Genomic DNA, 16,702 nt, shown 5'->3' with positions numbered 1-16,702 from the left:
TGATTTCTGGAGTTAAAACCCTTGGCCAATTTATTATTGAGAAACAGGCCGATTTTCCTTACGCGAAAGGCGAACTTTCTAGGTTGTTAAGAGACATCGGCATTGCCGCCAAAATTGTGAATCGCGAAGTGAACAAGGCGGGACTGGTAGATATATTGGGTGAAGTGGGCACGACCAATATTCAGGGCGAGAAACAAAAAAAGTTAGATATATACGCCAATGAGCAATTTATTGCCGCTTTAACCAGCGGGGGCGAGTGTTGTATTGTAGCCACGGAAGAAGAAGAAGAAATCATTCATATTGAATCGCCTGTATCTCAAAATGCTAAATATATTGTATGTATCGATCCGCTTGATGGTTCATCTAATACGGATGTGAATGCTGCAGTAGGCACTATATTTTCTATTTACAGACGAAAATCTTTAGAAGGAAAAGCCAGTATGGAAGATGTTTTGCAAAAAGGCACCGAGCAAGTTGCTGCTGGTTATGTGATTTACGGTGCGGCTACCATGTTGGTGTACACCACTGGGAAAGGGGTAAATGGCTTCACGCTTGATCCATCAATTGGTGAGTTTTGTTTGTCGCATCCAGAAATGAAAACACCTAGCACGGGTGTTATATATTCGGTTAATGAAGGAAATTATGTGCATTTTCCGGAAGGCGTAAAGAAGTACATAAAATATTGTCAGGTAGAGGATGAATTAACAAACCGTCCGTATACCTCGCGTTATATTGGTTCAATGGTTGGCGACATTCATCGTAACTTAATTTTAGGGGGAGTATATATTTATCCGACCACTTCGCGTTCACCAAAAGGTAAACTCAGGTTATTGTACGAGTGTAATCCCATGGCATTTATTATGGAACAAGCAGGAGGGAAGGCGAGTACAGGTTTCGACCGAATTTTGGATATCCAACCTACTGAACTTCATCAGCGGGCACCTATATTCATTGGATCAAAAGAAATGGTAGAGAAAGCGGAAGAATTTATGCATTTGTACACCTCTAAAGCTAGTACCACAACAGAGAAATCGGCAACAAAAGTGGAAGACTTAGATTTATAACGTATATAAAATTAAAAGAAGAAGCCTGTTCATTAGCTATGAAACAGGCTTCTTTAGTTTTATAGTAAGGTGTTTTTACTTTTTTCTACTTCAAAAACGGTATCTATTTTAAGGTTAGCCTTGTCTTGAGAAGCCGCTACCGCTAAGCGATCGCAACGTTCGTTTTCAGGGTGATTGTTGTGACCTTTTATCCAAGTGAAACTCACTTTATGTAGTTTGTGGAGTTCGAGGAAGCGCATCCAGAGATCTTTGTTCTTTTTGTCTTTGAATCCTTTGCTAAGCCAGCCGAAAACCCATTTCTTTTCAACGGCATCAACCACGTACTTAGAGTCTGAGTAAACCATAACGGTTTGGTTAAGGCTTTTTAATGCTTCTAAACCTTTGATAACAGCTAAGAGCTCCATTCGATTATTGGTGGTTAATCGAAAGCCTCCGCTAAGTTCTTTGTAGTGTGGCCCGGCTCTTAAAATAGTGCCGTAACCACCTGGGCCGGGGTTTCCACTTGCTGCTCCATCTGTATAAATCTCTATCATATTTACTACAAATCTAAGTTTTTGTGTGGATAATCGTGTGTTTTGTTTAGGGCTGAAAAATTATTTGAAATTTAATTATCTGAATTTTAGCGGCTTAAAAATTATTTTAAAATTGATAGGTAAAAACATTTGCATCATATGTAAAAAAACGTACTTTTGTATCTCCAAAAACACGGTGGATGTAGCTCAGTCGGTTAGAGCATCGGTTTGTGGTGCCGAGGGTCGTGGGTTCGAGCCCCATCTTCCACCCTTTATGGGGCAAAGACTTTTTAAGAGGTTTTTGCCCCATTTTTTTTGCCCGTAATTCCTTGTTTTCCAGATAGATTAGCTCGGCAGCCCGGTTGAGTTTACCGGTTCGACATGCCCCCTCTACAAAACTGAATTTTTCTGGAAATAATATACCTACTAGGTATCTTTTGCCTGGAACAGAGGCTTCATCGTAAAGCTTATCCAAGTTGGAAAGTGCGTTTATAGCATCTTGAGCTACTTTTCTGATGTTTACGTGGTTCGACCTAAGCAAGTTTACTTCGGTAAGCCGTATCTCCAAACGTGCTATTGTCGAACCATTGCGCTCTTTTACCTTTCTGTACTCGTCTGGTTGGAGTTCGTTGGCTAGCATCAGTTCCCTTGCACGGTCGGTCTTTTGATTGGTTTCGCTGATTTGTTTGATCAGTTCGTTCTGTTCGTGTTTAATGGCGTTGTTCTGGTTGTTGTAGGCTTCTGTAATGCTTTCGACAAAAAGTTCTGCGTAGCCTGGCCTTGGAATGAGCATGGTGAGCTGATCCATAAAGGCATTATTCACGTCTTCTGCCCTGTACCTAACCCCGCATGAGGAACGGCAATGATAATAGACCCTATAGGTTTTCCTGCCTTTTGAAGCACTTCCCGTGAGCATCTGGAATTGCAATTGGAATTGCAATTGGAGTTGCTACCTTTGAGTGGAGACATTTTTAGAGCAGATTTGAAATGTAATTTTAAATTTGATTAATATGAAACACAGAGTATTTGACGATGAATTCAAAAAGATGGCAGTTGAGCTGTCCAAGCTTAAGAATTCTGTAAAGGGCGCAGCCGATGAATTAGGTCTGGATGCATCCAGATTGAGCAAGTTGCGTAATAATCCCGCTTTCAATGGAGGCAAGGTGATGATGGACAAGCCAGGGCTTAGCGAGGATCAGATGGAGATCAGGAGATTGAGAAAAGCACTCAAGAATGCTGAACTGGAACGAGATATATTAAAAAAGGCGGTAGGCATCTTTTCCAAGGGAGAGGGGGGATATACAGATTTATAGCCGATCACAAGGCGGTGTACCCCGTAGAGAAGATGTCGTCATTTTTTGGGATCAGTAGCAGTTCCTACTACAAGTGGACCAAGGATCCCGTTGGCTTCTGGCAGCAACAGGATACATTATTGCTAACCAAGCTCAGAGAGGTATATTCCATGAGCAAGGGACGCTATGGCAGTCCCCGTATTACAAAAGAGCTTAATGCCAATGGCGTTAAGGTTTCACGTCCACGGATAGCTAGATTGATGCTCAGAAATGGGATAAAAAGCATAATGAAAAGGAAATATAGGGTAACAACCAATTCCAACCACTTGTATCCAGTAAGTCCCAACCTGTTGTTACGTGATTTCGGCACAACTGCAACGGCACAGAAATGGGTAAGCGATATTACCTACCTCAGAACTGCTGAAGGATGGCTTTATTTGACAGTGATCATGGATCTTGCCGACAGGAAGATTGTCGGTTGGAGCATGGAAAATAGTATGAGCTCAAGTGCTACCGTTGTGGCAGCATGGAAAATGGCCATTAAAAATAGACCGATAGATAAAGAGATTATCTTCCATAGCGACAGAGGCATACAATATGCTAGCCATGAGTTCAGAAATTGCTTTAAGGGGTTGCCTGTATTGCAAAGTATGAGCAGAAAAGGGAATTGTTGGGATAATGCAGTTGCGGAAAGCTTCTTCAAAACCCTAAAAACCGAAATGGTCTACCATAGAAAATTTGAAACAAACGCACAGGCCAAGCTGGAAATATTCGACTATATCGAGGTTTGGTACAACAGAAAAAGAAGACATTCATCGCTAGGCTACTTGACCCCAATTCAAGTTGAACAAATGATGGAAACAAAAGAAACAGAAGCTGCCTAAAAATGTCTCTACTTTACTATTGCAATTCCACTTTGATGTGATACCCTATATGTACAGGCAGGCGGATATGGGTATCGATGAAGAAAGCATACGTTTTGAGAACGGTACAAGCTATCCCGACCATGAATTGCAGGAGGAACACGCAGATTTTGCGGATATATGGCTAGGTAATATCAAAGACCAGGGGTTTTAAAATAACGTTTTTCTTGCTGTGTATGCCCCATAAGGGGCTGCCCAAAATTTCGGGCGGCCCCTTACGGGGCATTGGTATTTATGAAGTGATGATTTTTAGATAGGTTATCGTTATATTAGATTTTTTATGCTTAGCGATAATAAAAACGCTTTTAATGCTCATATTTTTACTAAATGAAAGTGAATCATGTAACAATGCTAGAATATAAGCATCTGTTTGAAGAATTAACTGGAGATAAGAGTGCTGAAATTTTAACGCTTTTAAAAGGCATTAACTTTGAAATTGCCTTTCCTATCATTGCCCGTCTAAATTACATTGTGCGTAAAGGTTCGCTTAAAAACTATGAGGACGAGCTTGTTTTTTGGTTCGGTTCTAATTCAGTTTTAGTAAGTAAATATAAAAAATGCATTGAAGTTGGTTATAACGCAAACGAGCACGCTAGTCTTAGGCTATTGAATATCTGGTCAAATCTTAGCTTGCTTCAACGATTCCTGCAAGTTTATCAAGATAGCCACAAGACTGAATGGCAGGTTGATGATTTTCAAACAACACATGATCGCTTGTTTAAAGCTTATTTGCTCATAAATGAAGAATATGTGGCAAATTTTAATTCACAAAAGATTTTTGCTAGTATTCCAGAAAACTTTGGATTAATCAAAAGAATGGGATTCACTTTAGCTGTGATGCTCCTCCCTTATCATGATCTAAATCATGTCGATCCTGCCGATGCGATGATAGCCCAGTTTATAAAAGCGGTTTATTTTCTTCAGTTTTTCGAAATTGCATTACCAGAGGCACTTGAAAAGTTCCTAGAATCTTATGGAATGCAAACTTGGCGTGATTATATGAAGTCGATATTCCCAATTGTAGGGCATGCACTTCAGAACAATAAAGAAGGACTTGGATATTTAACGATTAACGAGCAAGACCCAAATTCTGATTCTATCAGAAAAATTTTGGGTAATATAGCTATCGAGGAGAGCAATGATGATTTTTCGCAATATGATTTTATTTTGCCACGTTCTAAACCGTTAATGCAAATTAATACCGATAAATATTTGGTAATAGATAATCTTCTTGTGTACAATAAGTTGTATAATTCCCTTTTTTTTGAATTCAAAGAAATTCTCAAAAAAAATCCACATATTTTGGGAAAAGTAGACTTTAAAAGCTATTTGAATGATCATTTTTCTGAATCTTTTCTGGCAAAACAGGTACTGGATGTTGTATTTAACGAGTTGCAATATTTAAAATTCTCTGGTGAGGATATTAGAAAAGTCCATGCACCTAAATTTGATGCAGAGCCAGACTATTATGCTAGAAATAATGATGAATTATTTTTATTTGAATTGAAGGACACATTAATTAATGGGGGGACAAAACAATCATTTAATTTTGAGAAACTTGAGGAGGAATTAAAAACAAAACTTTGGTTTAAGACAGTTAATAAAAAAGGGGAGGCTATAGAGACACCTAAAGCAATTAGACAACTCTTAAATAATATTCATAGAGTTGCAGCAAATAGTCTACCTTTTGATAAAGATTTGGAAAATAAATCTCTGACTATATTCCCTGTTTTGTTGTATATCGATCAAAGTCTCTCTACACCAGGCATAAACGAAGTTATCCAAGAATGGTTTTCAACTGAATTGAATAATGACCCTGAATTAAAAAAGATAAGAGATCGCATAAGTATTATGCCGCTCACAATGATAGATTTGGATACACTAATTGTTTTTCAAGATGAATTTAAGGTAGGGAAATTTAAATTGGAAGATTTTATTCCAAGATTTTGGGCATATAAGCAAGGATTATTGGCAATTGGGCGTCAATCTGTCACCCAAGCGATTTATGACAGCAATTTATCATTTGGTGCATTTGTTCGTCTCCATCGAAAAAAAAGAAATGCCCCTGAATTATTTATGAGTTTTGGGAAGTTGATTTTTGATGAAAAATACCAGTAATATTAAAGCCCTTTAAAATCACTTGTTAATTAATTTATAATCAAAAACTTAAAAAATGATAAAACTAAATAGGTTTACAACTATTCCGTTCCTAATAGATATGCTTCAGCGGGAAACACTGACATTATTGAATCCAGGCTTTTGGGAAGATTACAATGATAGGGAAACAGTTGAATCTTATCGCATTAGCACCAATTCGAAAAGTATTTACGCGTTATGTTTGACCCAAGGAAATGAAACTGTGCATCATTGGAATGCTTTTGCCAATGGTACCAGTGGTTGTTGCATCGAATTTAGTCCAGAAAAACTGTTTAACTTTTTGAATGAGCGTGTAGGTGTTGAACATGGCCCGGCTGAATATGTTAGTTTGAAAAATCTAAGGGGTTTGGAATCTTCCAGGCTACCTTATCTAAAAAGGCAACCATTCGAACCAGAAAATGAATACCGCATCATAGCAACATCAGAACAAGAACAGGTCGCAGCATTAGATATTCCCATAGATTTAGGAGTAATTAGAAGAATAACATTAAGTAACAAATTACCTGAACCAGTTTTTGATAGCCTTAAGACTGTTTTACAGTCTATTAACCCAAGTTTGAAGGCCAAAATAAGTCATTCAACGCTTTTTAAAAATTCAACTTGGATAAATCACTTTAAAGGCGTGAGAACATCTCAAAAAATATAGTTTTGAAGAATTTTGATGTTCGTTATTCATCAGCTGGACGATTGATGTTTCTTAAAAGGTTTCCACCATAAACTTTTTGCCCCGCATGAATCATACGCCATTTTATCACTTCAGTCATTCCCCGATCAATAACTTTGCCCTCATAACCGATTAGTTTCAACAGCAGCATCGAACTTAGCATGACTAGCCTGTTAGCTAATATATTAAGAAGTTCCTGGTCGCTTAATGCCGAATTTTTGTTACGGGGTAGATTGCCATGTAAGAATAGGTTTCGACTATTAATACATTCCTTTTCCTCTGCATTTAACTTGATCCCTAGCTGCTCGAACGGTGAAGTCAATTTACTCGAGTTTGGCTTGTTATTGATTAAGGAGATTTTGTTGGTGAGAATTGTAAGCTGATCTTTTGTTAAATGTTCTGTATATTTTTTAACGATTTTCATCAATTCATAGCGTAACCCATTCCAAGTTTTTTTATCATCCACGATGTTCTGGGGTACGTTTTTTTCTTGGATTTTCTTTGTGATCGTTTCCAAGGCAACTGCGCCCAACGACGCTTGTGAGCATCCCTTCAGAGTGCCAGCTTCTATTAGCAGATAAGCTGACCGTGAAAACTCTTTGTCATCATACAACAGGTTCACTAATTTATTAAATTGAGCACTAGTAAGTTCTCTTTCTTGTCTGGGAATGTCTGCATAGTTACCAGAATCCAAAATAGGTTTATCGGAAAGTATGGACGTATTAAAATTCTCATAATAAAAGGAAACCTTGCTTTTATTATCTATTTCTTTAACTGTGAAATAGTAGATTGCATCACGCATGTAAAATCCGTTGAGAAAACCATAAGCCGTTATTACGGCTTCAACAATTGCTTCCAGTTGAGTAAAATCGATCTTTCCATTCGGATTAATAATAAAATAGCCGTTTTCGGTGTCTACAGCTTCATGATAGAATAAAAAATCAATGTTCCTGATTTTTAAAGCTACGGCATTGAAGAAACCATTATCTTTTTCATGTGTTCTAAGGTCAAAAGTAAGCCCTGATGAATAGGGATTAAACTTTGAAATCTTATATTTTATGTAGGCTTTTTGTCGCGATTGTTTCCACATGTTTTCATCCGCATCACCTTTGAAACTCTGTAGTTCGACTTTAAATTTACAGGGACTATCTTCGTTTAGCCCCCTTGATGCATTGCGCACACTTGAGTTTTTCACAAACACCCTCATTCCATGAGTTGCCAAAACAAATGGTTTCTGAAAGAAATAATCAATATCAATTCCTCTTTTTTGTTCATCTGGTTGCAAAGTAAAAGACAGTTCAAAATTGTTATCGTCTAGGATTTTGAATTCTGATTCAATTGCCAGATCTTTTTCTGTAGTGATTAATTTATAGGAGGTTTTTCCGTTTTCTAAAATATTTATTAGGTTATGAGCTGCGCTATCTGGTGTTAACATTGTTTTTTATCTAGTGATGATAAAAGTAAATTAAAAATCCCTAGTAGTGAAGTTTTAAAACATCTCTACTAGGGATAAACTCGGTTGTAATTAACGCATGCGACTAAACCTTCCAATTCGTGGGTTTTACAAGTTTCTCTAATCCATTTTTTTCTTTGACTTTTTCTGGTGAAGCCCCCAAGGACATCAAATCAAAGATAAAATCTGAGGACATTGAAACGTCTTTCCACCCCGAGTTTTAAAAGCAGTTCTGAAAAGAGCTGCTTTTTTTTGTTTAAATCATTTGTTATCAGTTAGTTATTAACTGTTGTGCAATAGGGAAAGGATCAAGCGGAAAAGTTGGGGGATGATTTTTATGTATAAATCATACGGAGTAGCTATTTGCATCCCTGTTATAAAGCGCGAACGGCTATTCATAATTTCCTGCAGCTTATAAAATAGCGCTTCAGAAATTAGTAACTGGTGCAATCCCTGTACCAGTTGGGCAGGTTCATCCTAATGCTCCGGTAAACTGATTCTTCCACAATAGACAGGATTGCGTAAGGAAATTAAAAAGGTGTTTTTGTCCATTTTTAGAACGCGTTCATGTGCGACATTTAAAATAGATTTGGCAGAATACAAACCCTCGTTCATTTCCTGAAAGCCCCATTTCATAATGGAGGCTTCCGGCTCTTGGATGTCAATAAATCGTCTTCCATTCTCATACGCCTTGTTGATGTAGTCTTTTGGGGCTTTATCCACGTAGCGGGCTTCTTTCCATGGAGGCGATACCAAAAGGAATAATGATTAGGACTGCTTTAGCGATTAATTTATTGCAGTTGAGTTACAAAAAGATCAGCGTGATAAAGGAAAACTATTATTTCACTAATTCTTATCAATTTTTAGCCTTTTAAGGTGTTTAGTTTTTTCAAAAAAATAAATTTATTAGATTTACAAAAAAACGCCCTTTGTTTAGACTTAACTAATCCCTTTACCCTGAAACCAATCAACTAACTTGGACGATTTACATTTGATGGAAGATCAGCTGCTGCTGATTTTAATAAAAAAGGATGATAGAAGGGCATTTGCACAACTATTTGATCGTTACCATGATTTGGTATATACCCAGCTTTATAATAAACTTCGTGACCAAGCCGAAGCGAATGATATTGTTCAGGACGTGTTTTTAAAGCTTTGGAGTAGCAGAAAGGAGTTGGATGTTCAGAACCTCCCCGCATATTTATACACTATTGCTCGTAATCAGCTCTTTTCCTTATTGCGCCATAAAGCGGTTGTTGATGCGTATACTAATTCTTATGAAAACTTTGTCCAAAATGGATCGATTCAAGCTGATTATTTGATTAGAGAAAAACAATTAAGAGAAATTATTCAGAAGGAAATTGAAGCACTCCCTCCAAGAATGCGCGAAGTATTTAAGAAAAGCAGAGAAGAACATATGACAAATAGAGAAATTGCGATGGAATTTCAACTCTCTGAGCATACGGTTGCCGATCAAATTAAAAAAGCACTCCGTCAATTAAGGCTAAAGGTTGGTAGTGTGTCTATTTTTCTATTTTTAAACTTGTTTCTTTAGTTTTTTTAGGATGTTATCGTATTTTTTGCTGTAGTAAAAACAATATTTTCTCTTTCTTCTTCAAAACTGTAAAAAAAATATTTTTTTATATCCCCGATGGTTCGTTCTAAAGCGTCTTACTGTTATAGATGCAACTTGAACAATGGACAACAACGATTTCAGATTACTTTTAGAGAAATACACCTCAGGTTTAGCAACCGAAGAAGAAAAAGCTAGACTTGAATCATGGTATTTAAGCTTAAATGCCAATGAAAAAGAGCATTTGCCTTTAGAAATACTATCTGAAGGCCGAAAAAGCAATTGGCAAGCTGTGGAGTCAAAGTTAAGAAAGCCATCTAAGAGGATTTGGCTTTCACTTTCTGCTGCTGCTGCAATCGTATTAGTTTTTATTGCTGGCTTGTATACTTATTATATTCAACTGCCTCAACAAGAAGAAAAAATCGCGCAAAAAATTGAACCAGGAGGAAATAAGGCCTATTTAACGTTGGCTAATGGAGAGAAAATAAGCTTAAACGATGTTAACAGCGGTACTTTAGTTGATGAATCGGGTATTACAATTAAAAAAACAAATGATGCACAGCTTATTTATGCAATGGATGCTTCCAACAAGCAAGATAAGGTGGTTGAAAAAAGTTTTAATACAGTCGAAACGCCACGGGGGGGGCAGTATCAGATTATTTTACCGGATGGAACAAAGGTTTGGTTAAATGCCGCATCTTCATTAAAGTATCCCACTACATTTTTAGGGGAAAGCAAACGTCAAGTGCAGTTAGTGGGTGAAGCTTATTTTGAAGTAGCTCACAATAAAAAACAACCCTTTGTAGTAGGTATTGATGGAGGTAAACGAGCTGAAAAAGAGCAGTTTATACAAGTGTTAGGAACGCATTTTAATGTCAACGCTTATGCTGATCAGCAATATGTTCGGACTACGTTACTGGAAGGGGCCGTAAATGTGAATGATAAATTTATCCTTAAGCCTGGACAACAGGCCTTGGCAAATGATCAGCAGGTTCTGGTTCGAAATGTTGACGTGGACGAGTCAATTGCTTGGAAGGAAGGGGCTTTTATTTTCAATCCAGAGGATTTTAAATCCTCATTGGATATGATTGCTAGATGGTATGATGTAGAGTTTATATATGATTACACACCTAAAAACATGCATATCGGAGGAAAAATATCCCGAAGTCGTAGTATATCCGAGGTGCTGGAATTTATTGAAGCAACAGATAACATCAAATTTAAAATTGAAGGAAGGAGGATACGTGTGATTAAATAGATACTAACCATTGCTCAATAAAACTGGACTCCGACTGCAATCAGAGCCCAGCAAACATTGGGGTTGAACATCATAAGACTATATCAACTAAACGTATTTATCCGTAACCGGGATAAATACAAAACCAACAAACTAATGTATAAAATTTTTACTAACTATTTTGGTATAGGGAATAGCTATGCCAAAAAAATCCTTTTAACTATGAGGATCATTGTTGTCATTTTTGTCGCGACAATTCTACAAGTGAGGGCCGGAACCACTTTTGCCCAAAAAATAAACCTAAATGAAAAGAATGCGACACTTCTAAATATTATTAAGAAAATCGGCAGACAAAGCGGATACGACTTCCTTTACAATGTGGATGTTATCAAGGAAGTGAAGGGCATAGATGTTAAGCTTGTTGACGGCACTATTTCACAGGCGCTGGAAATGAGTCTGTCGAATCGTAATCTTAGTTTCAGTATTGATAAGCAAGTAATCTTGATCAAGCAAATCAGTCCAAAACAGACGAATCCTTCTATTAGGGCAGATTCTGTCATCTCAGGAAAGGTATTGGACAAAGCCACAAAACAGCCAATGGTAGGGGTTACGGTAAGTATCAATAAGGGCAAGTTCATTACAAAGACCAACACTCAGGGTATGTTTCGCATCAATGGGCAGAACGGATCAGTCTTAACTTTCTCTTATTTGGGATACAAGCAAGAATCGGTAACCGTCAAATCTGTAGGTACATTTTTATCGGTAACTCTGGAAGAAACTGCGACTTCTATGAAAGATGTGGTGATTACAGGTATAGTAAATATTGATAAGAAAGCTTTTACTGGAGCGTCTAAAAGTTTTAATGCAGAGGAGCTTCAACAAGTTACCAACGGAAACGTTTTAACAGCGCTTCGCGTGCTTGATCCAGCCTTTCAACTTCCGGAAAACGTTAATATGGGATCGAACCCCAATGTACTTCCAGAGGTGGTTTTACGTGGAGGTAATACGCTTGCAGATACCAGACAGGCTGGAGTACAAGATCGCTTCAATTTTGAGCCATCACCAAATTCTCCATTGTTTATACTAGACGGATTTGAAACGACTTTACAACGTGTAAACGATTTGGATATGACGCGGATAGAAAGTGTTACCCTGCTCAAAGATGCCAGTGCCACAGCGATGTACGGTTCGAAAGGTGCTAATGGCGTTGTCGTAATAGAACTTAAGCGTCCTAGGGCTGGAAAATTACTAGTGTCTTATAATTTATTGGCCTCGCTTGAGACCCCTGATATCAGTGGATATGACCTTTTGAATGCTAGAGAGAAATTTGAGCTAGAGGACAGGGTAGGTGTTTATAAAAATATACGGAATGGATTGCAAAATGACCTCGATATTTTGCGAGTTTCAAGGCTAAAAGCAGTTAATGAAGGCGTTAATACAGATTGGCTTGCCAAGCCGTTGCAGAATGGATTTGGTCAAAAGCATACCGTATCTGTTGAGGGTGGAGCTGAAGCTGTTAATTATGGAGTAAATTTTACCTATGATCAAAAAGCAACCACTATGAAAGGGTCTTCTCGAAATACAACTACGGCTAATTCTTTTTTGGCTTACCGTTATAAAGGATTGAGAATCAGGAATGATCTTATTCTAGCCTTCAATAAAGCCAACAATTCTCCGTATGGTAAATTTAGCCAATACACCCGCTTAAATCCTTATTGGACTCCCTATGATAAAGATGGAAATATAAAACAATTTGTAGAAGAGGTTCTTGCTGTAGATGGGAGTAGAATTACTGTCGGGGATGCTTATGATAACTTGGATGGTGGGCCAATAGGAAGAGCAGCTAATCCGTTGTATAATGCTACACTAAATTTGAAAGATCAAACCAGTTACCGAAATATCACCAATAATTTTGAAGCCACTTATGATGCTTCATCCTCTCTTCAATTACAAGCATCTTTCTCTTACAATAATCAGCAAGATGAATCTGATATTTTTCTTCCGGCAGCGCATACTTCATTTAGCACTCTGCCTATTTTTCAAAGAGGTTCTTATACAAAAGGATATGGCCAAAGGGAAAATATAACTGCAAACCTTACTGCTAGGTATGCCAAAAACTTTGATAAACACTTAATTAATTTGAGTGTCAGAGCTACTGGAAATCACCGGACAACAGCTTCCCAAAATTTTACCGTTGTTGGTTTCTCTAATCAATTTATGGATGAACTAACATTAGGTAGCGGTTTTCTTCCTAACAGCAGACCATATGGTACTGAAAGTATTATCAGATCACTGGGTGCAGTTGCTATTGGAAGTTATTCTTATGATAGCCGTTACTTTATTGATGCCACAGTACGGATGGATGGAGCATCGAATATTGGTTCAGATAAGCGTTTTGCACCATTTTGGTCATTGGGTGGTAGATGGAACATGCATAATGAGAATTTTTTAAAGGGAAATAAAACGCTAAACCAATTGATATTAAAGTATTCTGCTGGAACAACAGGTACTCAGGGATTTAGCAGTTCTCAGGCACTCACTACCTCGCAGTATTTTACAGATAGTGAATATCGTGGTATAGTAAGTGCATACATTATGGGATATGGAAATCCGCTTTTAGCTTGGTCTCAAACATTCAAGCAGAATTGGTCCTTCGAAACCTTACTCTTCAATAGATTGAGTATTCAGACAAACTATTTCATCGAACGTACTAAAGGAAGTAATGCGTTTATTTCTACAGCACCATCAACAGGTTTCAACGGATATTATGACAACATGGGAGACGTGCTTAACAAAGGTTATGAGATTTATACTTCATATACTTTATTACAGAAACCAGGCAAGAGAAATTTTCTTAGGCTGAATGCAAACTTCTTCCATGTAACCAATAAGATTGAAAAAATTTCATCTACAATCAGGGCATTGAATAATAGAGCAAATTCAACCCTTTCTAATGTACCATTACCAAGATATTCTGAAGGACAATCTAGAAATGCAATTTGGGGTATCCAGTCGCTAGGTATAGACCCTGCTTCAGGTAATGAAGTTTTTGTCAAAAGGGATGGAACTTATACTACCGTATATAGTCCTGCAGATCAGGTAATCATTGGAGACGCCACCCCAGATCTTACGGGTACGGTTGGGGTAAATATGGAGGTGAATGGCATTGGATTTAACATATATGTAGGCTTTAGTGTTGGTGGAGATGCTTACAACCAAACATTGGTAGACCGCGTAGAAAACGTAAATGTTAATCAATATAATGTTGATCGCCGTGTAGCCACAGAAAGATGGATGCAGCCGGGAGATATTGCACGTTACAGAGCTATTGTTAACTCTGGTACAACAAATAATGCTGTAGTGAATGGACAGCTCGTTATCCTTCCGACCACAGTTACGTATACCACTTCTAGGTTTGTGCAACGCAATAATTGGATTGAAGGACAGAGTGCATCGGTATACTATCGTTTCACTGATAAACTCAATAAGAGTCTGGGGCTGCAAAATACAAGGATTACATTCAATGTGCTTCAGCCTTTCAGAATCTCGAGTGTTAAGAGAGAACGTGGCCTCGATTATCCGTTTGCGCACAATTTTAGTTTACAGTTGAACACTACATTTTAGATCATGATCAATTCACGAGATATGAAAAAGTATAAAATTATTCTTATAGCGGTTGCCTCATCCTTATCGTTATTTTCCCTATCCTGCAAAAAGTTTTTGGAAGTAAGACCTAAAACCCAAGTGGAGGAGTCTGATCAGTTTCAGAATAAACAGGGATTTGTAGATGTTTTGATGGGGACGTACCAGATTATGGCAAAACCTGCAGGTTATGGACGGGAGTTTACATTCGGAACCATGGACATCATTGCCCAGCGATACGAAAATAGGTCGACGGCAAACACGTTATACAATAGATTAGCTACGCATAGCTATCTTCAAACAGATGTTCGTTCAATTTTGGATGGTATGTTTATTAATTCCTATTCCGCAATTGCTCAAGCTAACTACGTGCTAAAACATGTGGATAATGGTGTATTGAGTGCTTCGGATGCAAATATTGTAAAAGGGGAAGCGCTCGGTTTACGCGGATTTTTACATTTTGATCTGATACGTTTCTATTCTGATAATTTTGATGGAGGAACAAATGCTTCAGCACCATCGATTGCATACTTAAAGGAATTCACTGTTGGAACCAACCCAAGACTTAACCTAGGCAGGGCTTTGGAACTATGCGAAGCGGATTTGAAAGCCGCAGAACAGTTGCTAGCGCAAACACCCGATGCTACCGGTACTTTTGATAGGTCAGGAGCAAATTCTAATGTGTTTCTCCAGTTTAGACACAACCGTTTTAATTACTGGGCAGTAAAGGCTACTCTAGCTCGCTTATATCAATTAAAAGGAGATAAAGCCAACGCATTTAAATATGCAACTGAGGTAATAGCAAGTGCCAAGTTCAATTTTGTAAACCAAACTTCTTTGGTTGTTAATCCTACAGATGCTGCTGCTGATTTGACATTTTTTCAGGAACATGTTTTCTCTTTATACGTATCTAATTTAAAAGTAACAGCTGATAACGTTTTCAAAAATGCTGAAGCAGCTGGAGAAAGCTCAGATTTATGGTCAACAAGAGCAGCTTTAGCCGTTGTTTATCCTACCACTTTCCCAGATGATGTACGGTCGAACCTAGCTCCAAAAAATATTTGGAATGAGGTATCTCCAACCATTGTTTATTCTAAAAAATATTGGAGCGATGCAACTTCTGGAGTGAGGCAAAAAATGATTCCTTTAATCAAGTTGGCAGAAATGTATTATATCGCGGCAGAGGCAGCACCTAATCTTACTACTTCTGGGACTTACTTCAATACGGTAAGAAATGCAAGATTAATCCCTGGCTCAATTACGTTTACCACAGCTGCGCAGTTAGATGGGGAACTTTTACTAGAATATCGTAAGGAGTTCTATGCCGAAGGACAGTTGTGGCCTTATTACAAACGTAGAAATTTAGCCACAATATGGAATGGTGGTACTGCAACCGGTACAATTGCCATGACCAAGGCAAAGTATATTTTTCCTTTGCCGGATACGGAGATTGAGTTTGGTTCGACAAATTTTTAAGGAAACACAATTTATGAAACGGATTATGAAAAAAATATATTTGGCCCTTGTGGCCATAGTTTGCTTAGCTTCTTGCGAGGAAGATAAGGGACAATACTTCGATGCGGCAAGCATGGTGTATGTGACTACTATTCCTGATAGTGTGATTTATACTTTTGCTACCCGTCCTACAACCTTACTTGCTGATACTGTGAAGATAGGCGTTACTCTATTGGGAAAGGCAGCACCTGTGGATCGCTCTATTACTTTTGTCGCCCGCGACAGTTCAAGCGCCAAGGCGAATTATCATTATAAATTGTTACCTGCTGTTGTTAAGGCAAACGCCTTTACTGCAGAAATTCCAGTAGTAGTTTATAGAAAACCAGGACTTAGAGATAGTACAGTTCATGTGGTGTTTGATATCAAAGATAATGAGGAGTTAAAGGTAGGATATAGAGATCGGTTACGTTATAAAATAACGCTGAATGATAAACTGGGAAAACCAACCAACTGGGAGACCTACTGGAAAAATCATTTTGGCGATTATTCTGAAGTTAAATTTCGATTTCTTATCACGGCAACCGGTAGACAGAATTGGAATGGTTCAGCTTTGCCAGGAGATCTAGCCTATTTAAATGGACAGGCTAGATACGCCTTGCTGATTTATAACCAGAACAATCCACCATTGACTGATGAATTTGGCAATGCCGTGTTCTTCCCATAATCTATA

At 37.9% G+C, this 16,702-nt stretch carries 14 protein-coding genes and 1 tRNA gene; 12 read left to right on the top strand and 3 right to left on the bottom strand.

Translation table 11 applies throughout. The annotated features are described in order from the left end of the window. Window positions 1-2 precede the first annotated feature (2 nt). Window positions 3-1,064, top strand: coding sequence for a class 1 fructose-bisphosphatase (fbp, locus tag ACJVDK_RS05140; protein WP_443940029.1), 1,062 nt, complete (start codon window positions 3-5; stop codon window positions 1,062-1,064). Window positions 1,065-1,123: 59 nt separating this feature from the next. On the opposite strand, the gene rnhA is transcribed toward fbp, so the two are convergent. Then, the gene (gene rnhA, locus ACJVDK_RS05135; protein ID WP_443939217.1) at window positions 1,124-1,597 is read right to left on the bottom strand and encodes a ribonuclease HI; all 474 of its coding nucleotides are present in this window, start codon (window positions 1,595-1,597) and stop codon (window positions 1,124-1,126) included. Between the two features lie 174 nt (window positions 1,598-1,771). Here rnhA and ACJVDK_RS05130 point away from each other — a divergent pair. The 6 genes from ACJVDK_RS05130 (at window position 1,772) to ACJVDK_RS05105 (ending at window position 6,594) form a co-directional block, all read left to right on the top strand. Then, window positions 1,772-1,847 (top strand) — tRNA-His (locus ACJVDK_RS05130). A 739-nt stretch (window positions 1,848-2,586) separates the two neighbouring features. Then, on the top strand, window positions 2,587-2,889 hold the full coding sequence (locus tag ACJVDK_RS05125) for a transposase (protein ID WP_443939216.1): 303 nt from the start codon (window positions 2,587-2,589) through the stop codon (window positions 2,887-2,889). After that, a complete protein-coding gene (locus tag ACJVDK_RS05120) occupies window positions 2,832-3,752 on the top strand; it encodes an IS3 family transposase (RefSeq protein ID WP_443940028.1) in 921 nt (306 codons plus the stop codon). The genes ACJVDK_RS05125 and ACJVDK_RS05120 overlap by 58 nt, the downstream gene beginning before the upstream one ends. Window positions 3,753-3,789: 37 nt before the next feature. Then, window positions 3,790-3,945 carry a DUF6908 domain-containing protein gene (locus ACJVDK_RS05115; protein WP_443940027.1) on the top strand — a complete coding sequence of 52 codons (156 nt, stop codon included), beginning with the start codon at window positions 3,790-3,792 and terminating at the stop codon, window positions 3,943-3,945. Between the two features lie 173 nt (window positions 3,946-4,118). Continuing rightward, complete coding sequence (locus ACJVDK_RS05110; RefSeq protein WP_443939215.1) at window positions 4,119-5,909, top strand: hypothetical protein; 1,791 nt, start codon at window positions 4,119-4,121, stop codon at window positions 5,907-5,909. Window positions 5,910-5,964: 55 nt separating this feature from the next. Further along, window positions 5,965-6,594, top strand: a complete 630-nt coding sequence (locus ACJVDK_RS05105) for a hypothetical protein (RefSeq protein WP_443939214.1) — start codon at window positions 5,965-5,967, stop codon at window positions 6,592-6,594. Between the two features lie 22 nt (window positions 6,595-6,616). On the opposite strand, the gene ACJVDK_RS05100 is transcribed toward ACJVDK_RS05105, so the two are convergent. Together ACJVDK_RS05100 and ACJVDK_RS05095 are read right to left on the bottom strand one after the other, a co-directional pair. Further along, the gene (locus ACJVDK_RS05100; RefSeq protein ID WP_443939213.1) at window positions 6,617-8,047 is read right to left on the bottom strand and encodes a hypothetical protein; all 1,431 of its coding nucleotides are present in this window, start codon (window positions 8,045-8,047) and stop codon (window positions 6,617-6,619) included. A gap of 495 nt (window positions 8,048-8,542) precedes the next feature. After that, complete coding sequence (locus tag ACJVDK_RS05095) at window positions 8,543-8,821, bottom strand: hypothetical protein (RefSeq protein ID WP_443939212.1); 279 nt, start codon at window positions 8,819-8,821, stop codon at window positions 8,543-8,545. 238 nt (window positions 8,822-9,059) lie between these two features. Here ACJVDK_RS05095 and ACJVDK_RS05090 point away from each other — a divergent pair, with 238 nt between their 5' ends. From ACJVDK_RS05090 to ACJVDK_RS05070, 5 genes are all read left to right on the top strand, one after another. Then, the gene (locus ACJVDK_RS05090; RefSeq protein WP_443939211.1) at window positions 9,060-9,620 is read left to right on the top strand and encodes an RNA polymerase sigma factor; all 561 of its coding nucleotides are present in this window, start codon (window positions 9,060-9,062) and stop codon (window positions 9,618-9,620) included. Between the two features lie 142 nt (window positions 9,621-9,762). Then, window positions 9,763-10,896 (top strand): FecR family protein, encoded by a 1,134-nt coding sequence (locus ACJVDK_RS05085; protein WP_443939210.1) that lies wholly within the window; start codon window positions 9,763-9,765, stop codon window positions 10,894-10,896. A 429-nt stretch (window positions 10,897-11,325) separates the two neighbouring features. Next, window positions 11,326-14,499 (top strand): SusC/RagA family TonB-linked outer membrane protein, encoded by a 3,174-nt coding sequence (locus ACJVDK_RS05080; RefSeq protein ID WP_443939209.1) that lies wholly within the window; start codon window positions 11,326-11,328, stop codon window positions 14,497-14,499. Window positions 14,500-14,520: 21 nt separating this feature from the next. Next, entirely contained in the window at window positions 14,521-15,993 is a 1,473-nt protein-coding gene (locus ACJVDK_RS05075) for a RagB/SusD family nutrient uptake outer membrane protein (RefSeq protein ID WP_443939208.1), read from the top strand. A gap of 49 nt (window positions 15,994-16,042) precedes the next feature. Further along, on the top strand, window positions 16,043-16,696 hold the full coding sequence (locus tag ACJVDK_RS05070; protein WP_443939207.1) for a DUF4843 domain-containing protein: 654 nt from the start codon (window positions 16,043-16,045) through the stop codon (window positions 16,694-16,696). Window positions 16,697-16,702: the final 6 nt, after the last annotated feature.

Origin of the sequence: Pedobacter paludisoli (assembly GCF_052344095.1) — a bacterium.
GTDB lineage: Bacteria > Bacteroidota > Bacteroidia > Sphingobacteriales > Sphingobacteriaceae > Pedobacter.
Note: the sequence above shows the minus strand (reverse complement) of the source record. Positions and strands in the feature narration are given on the sequence as shown.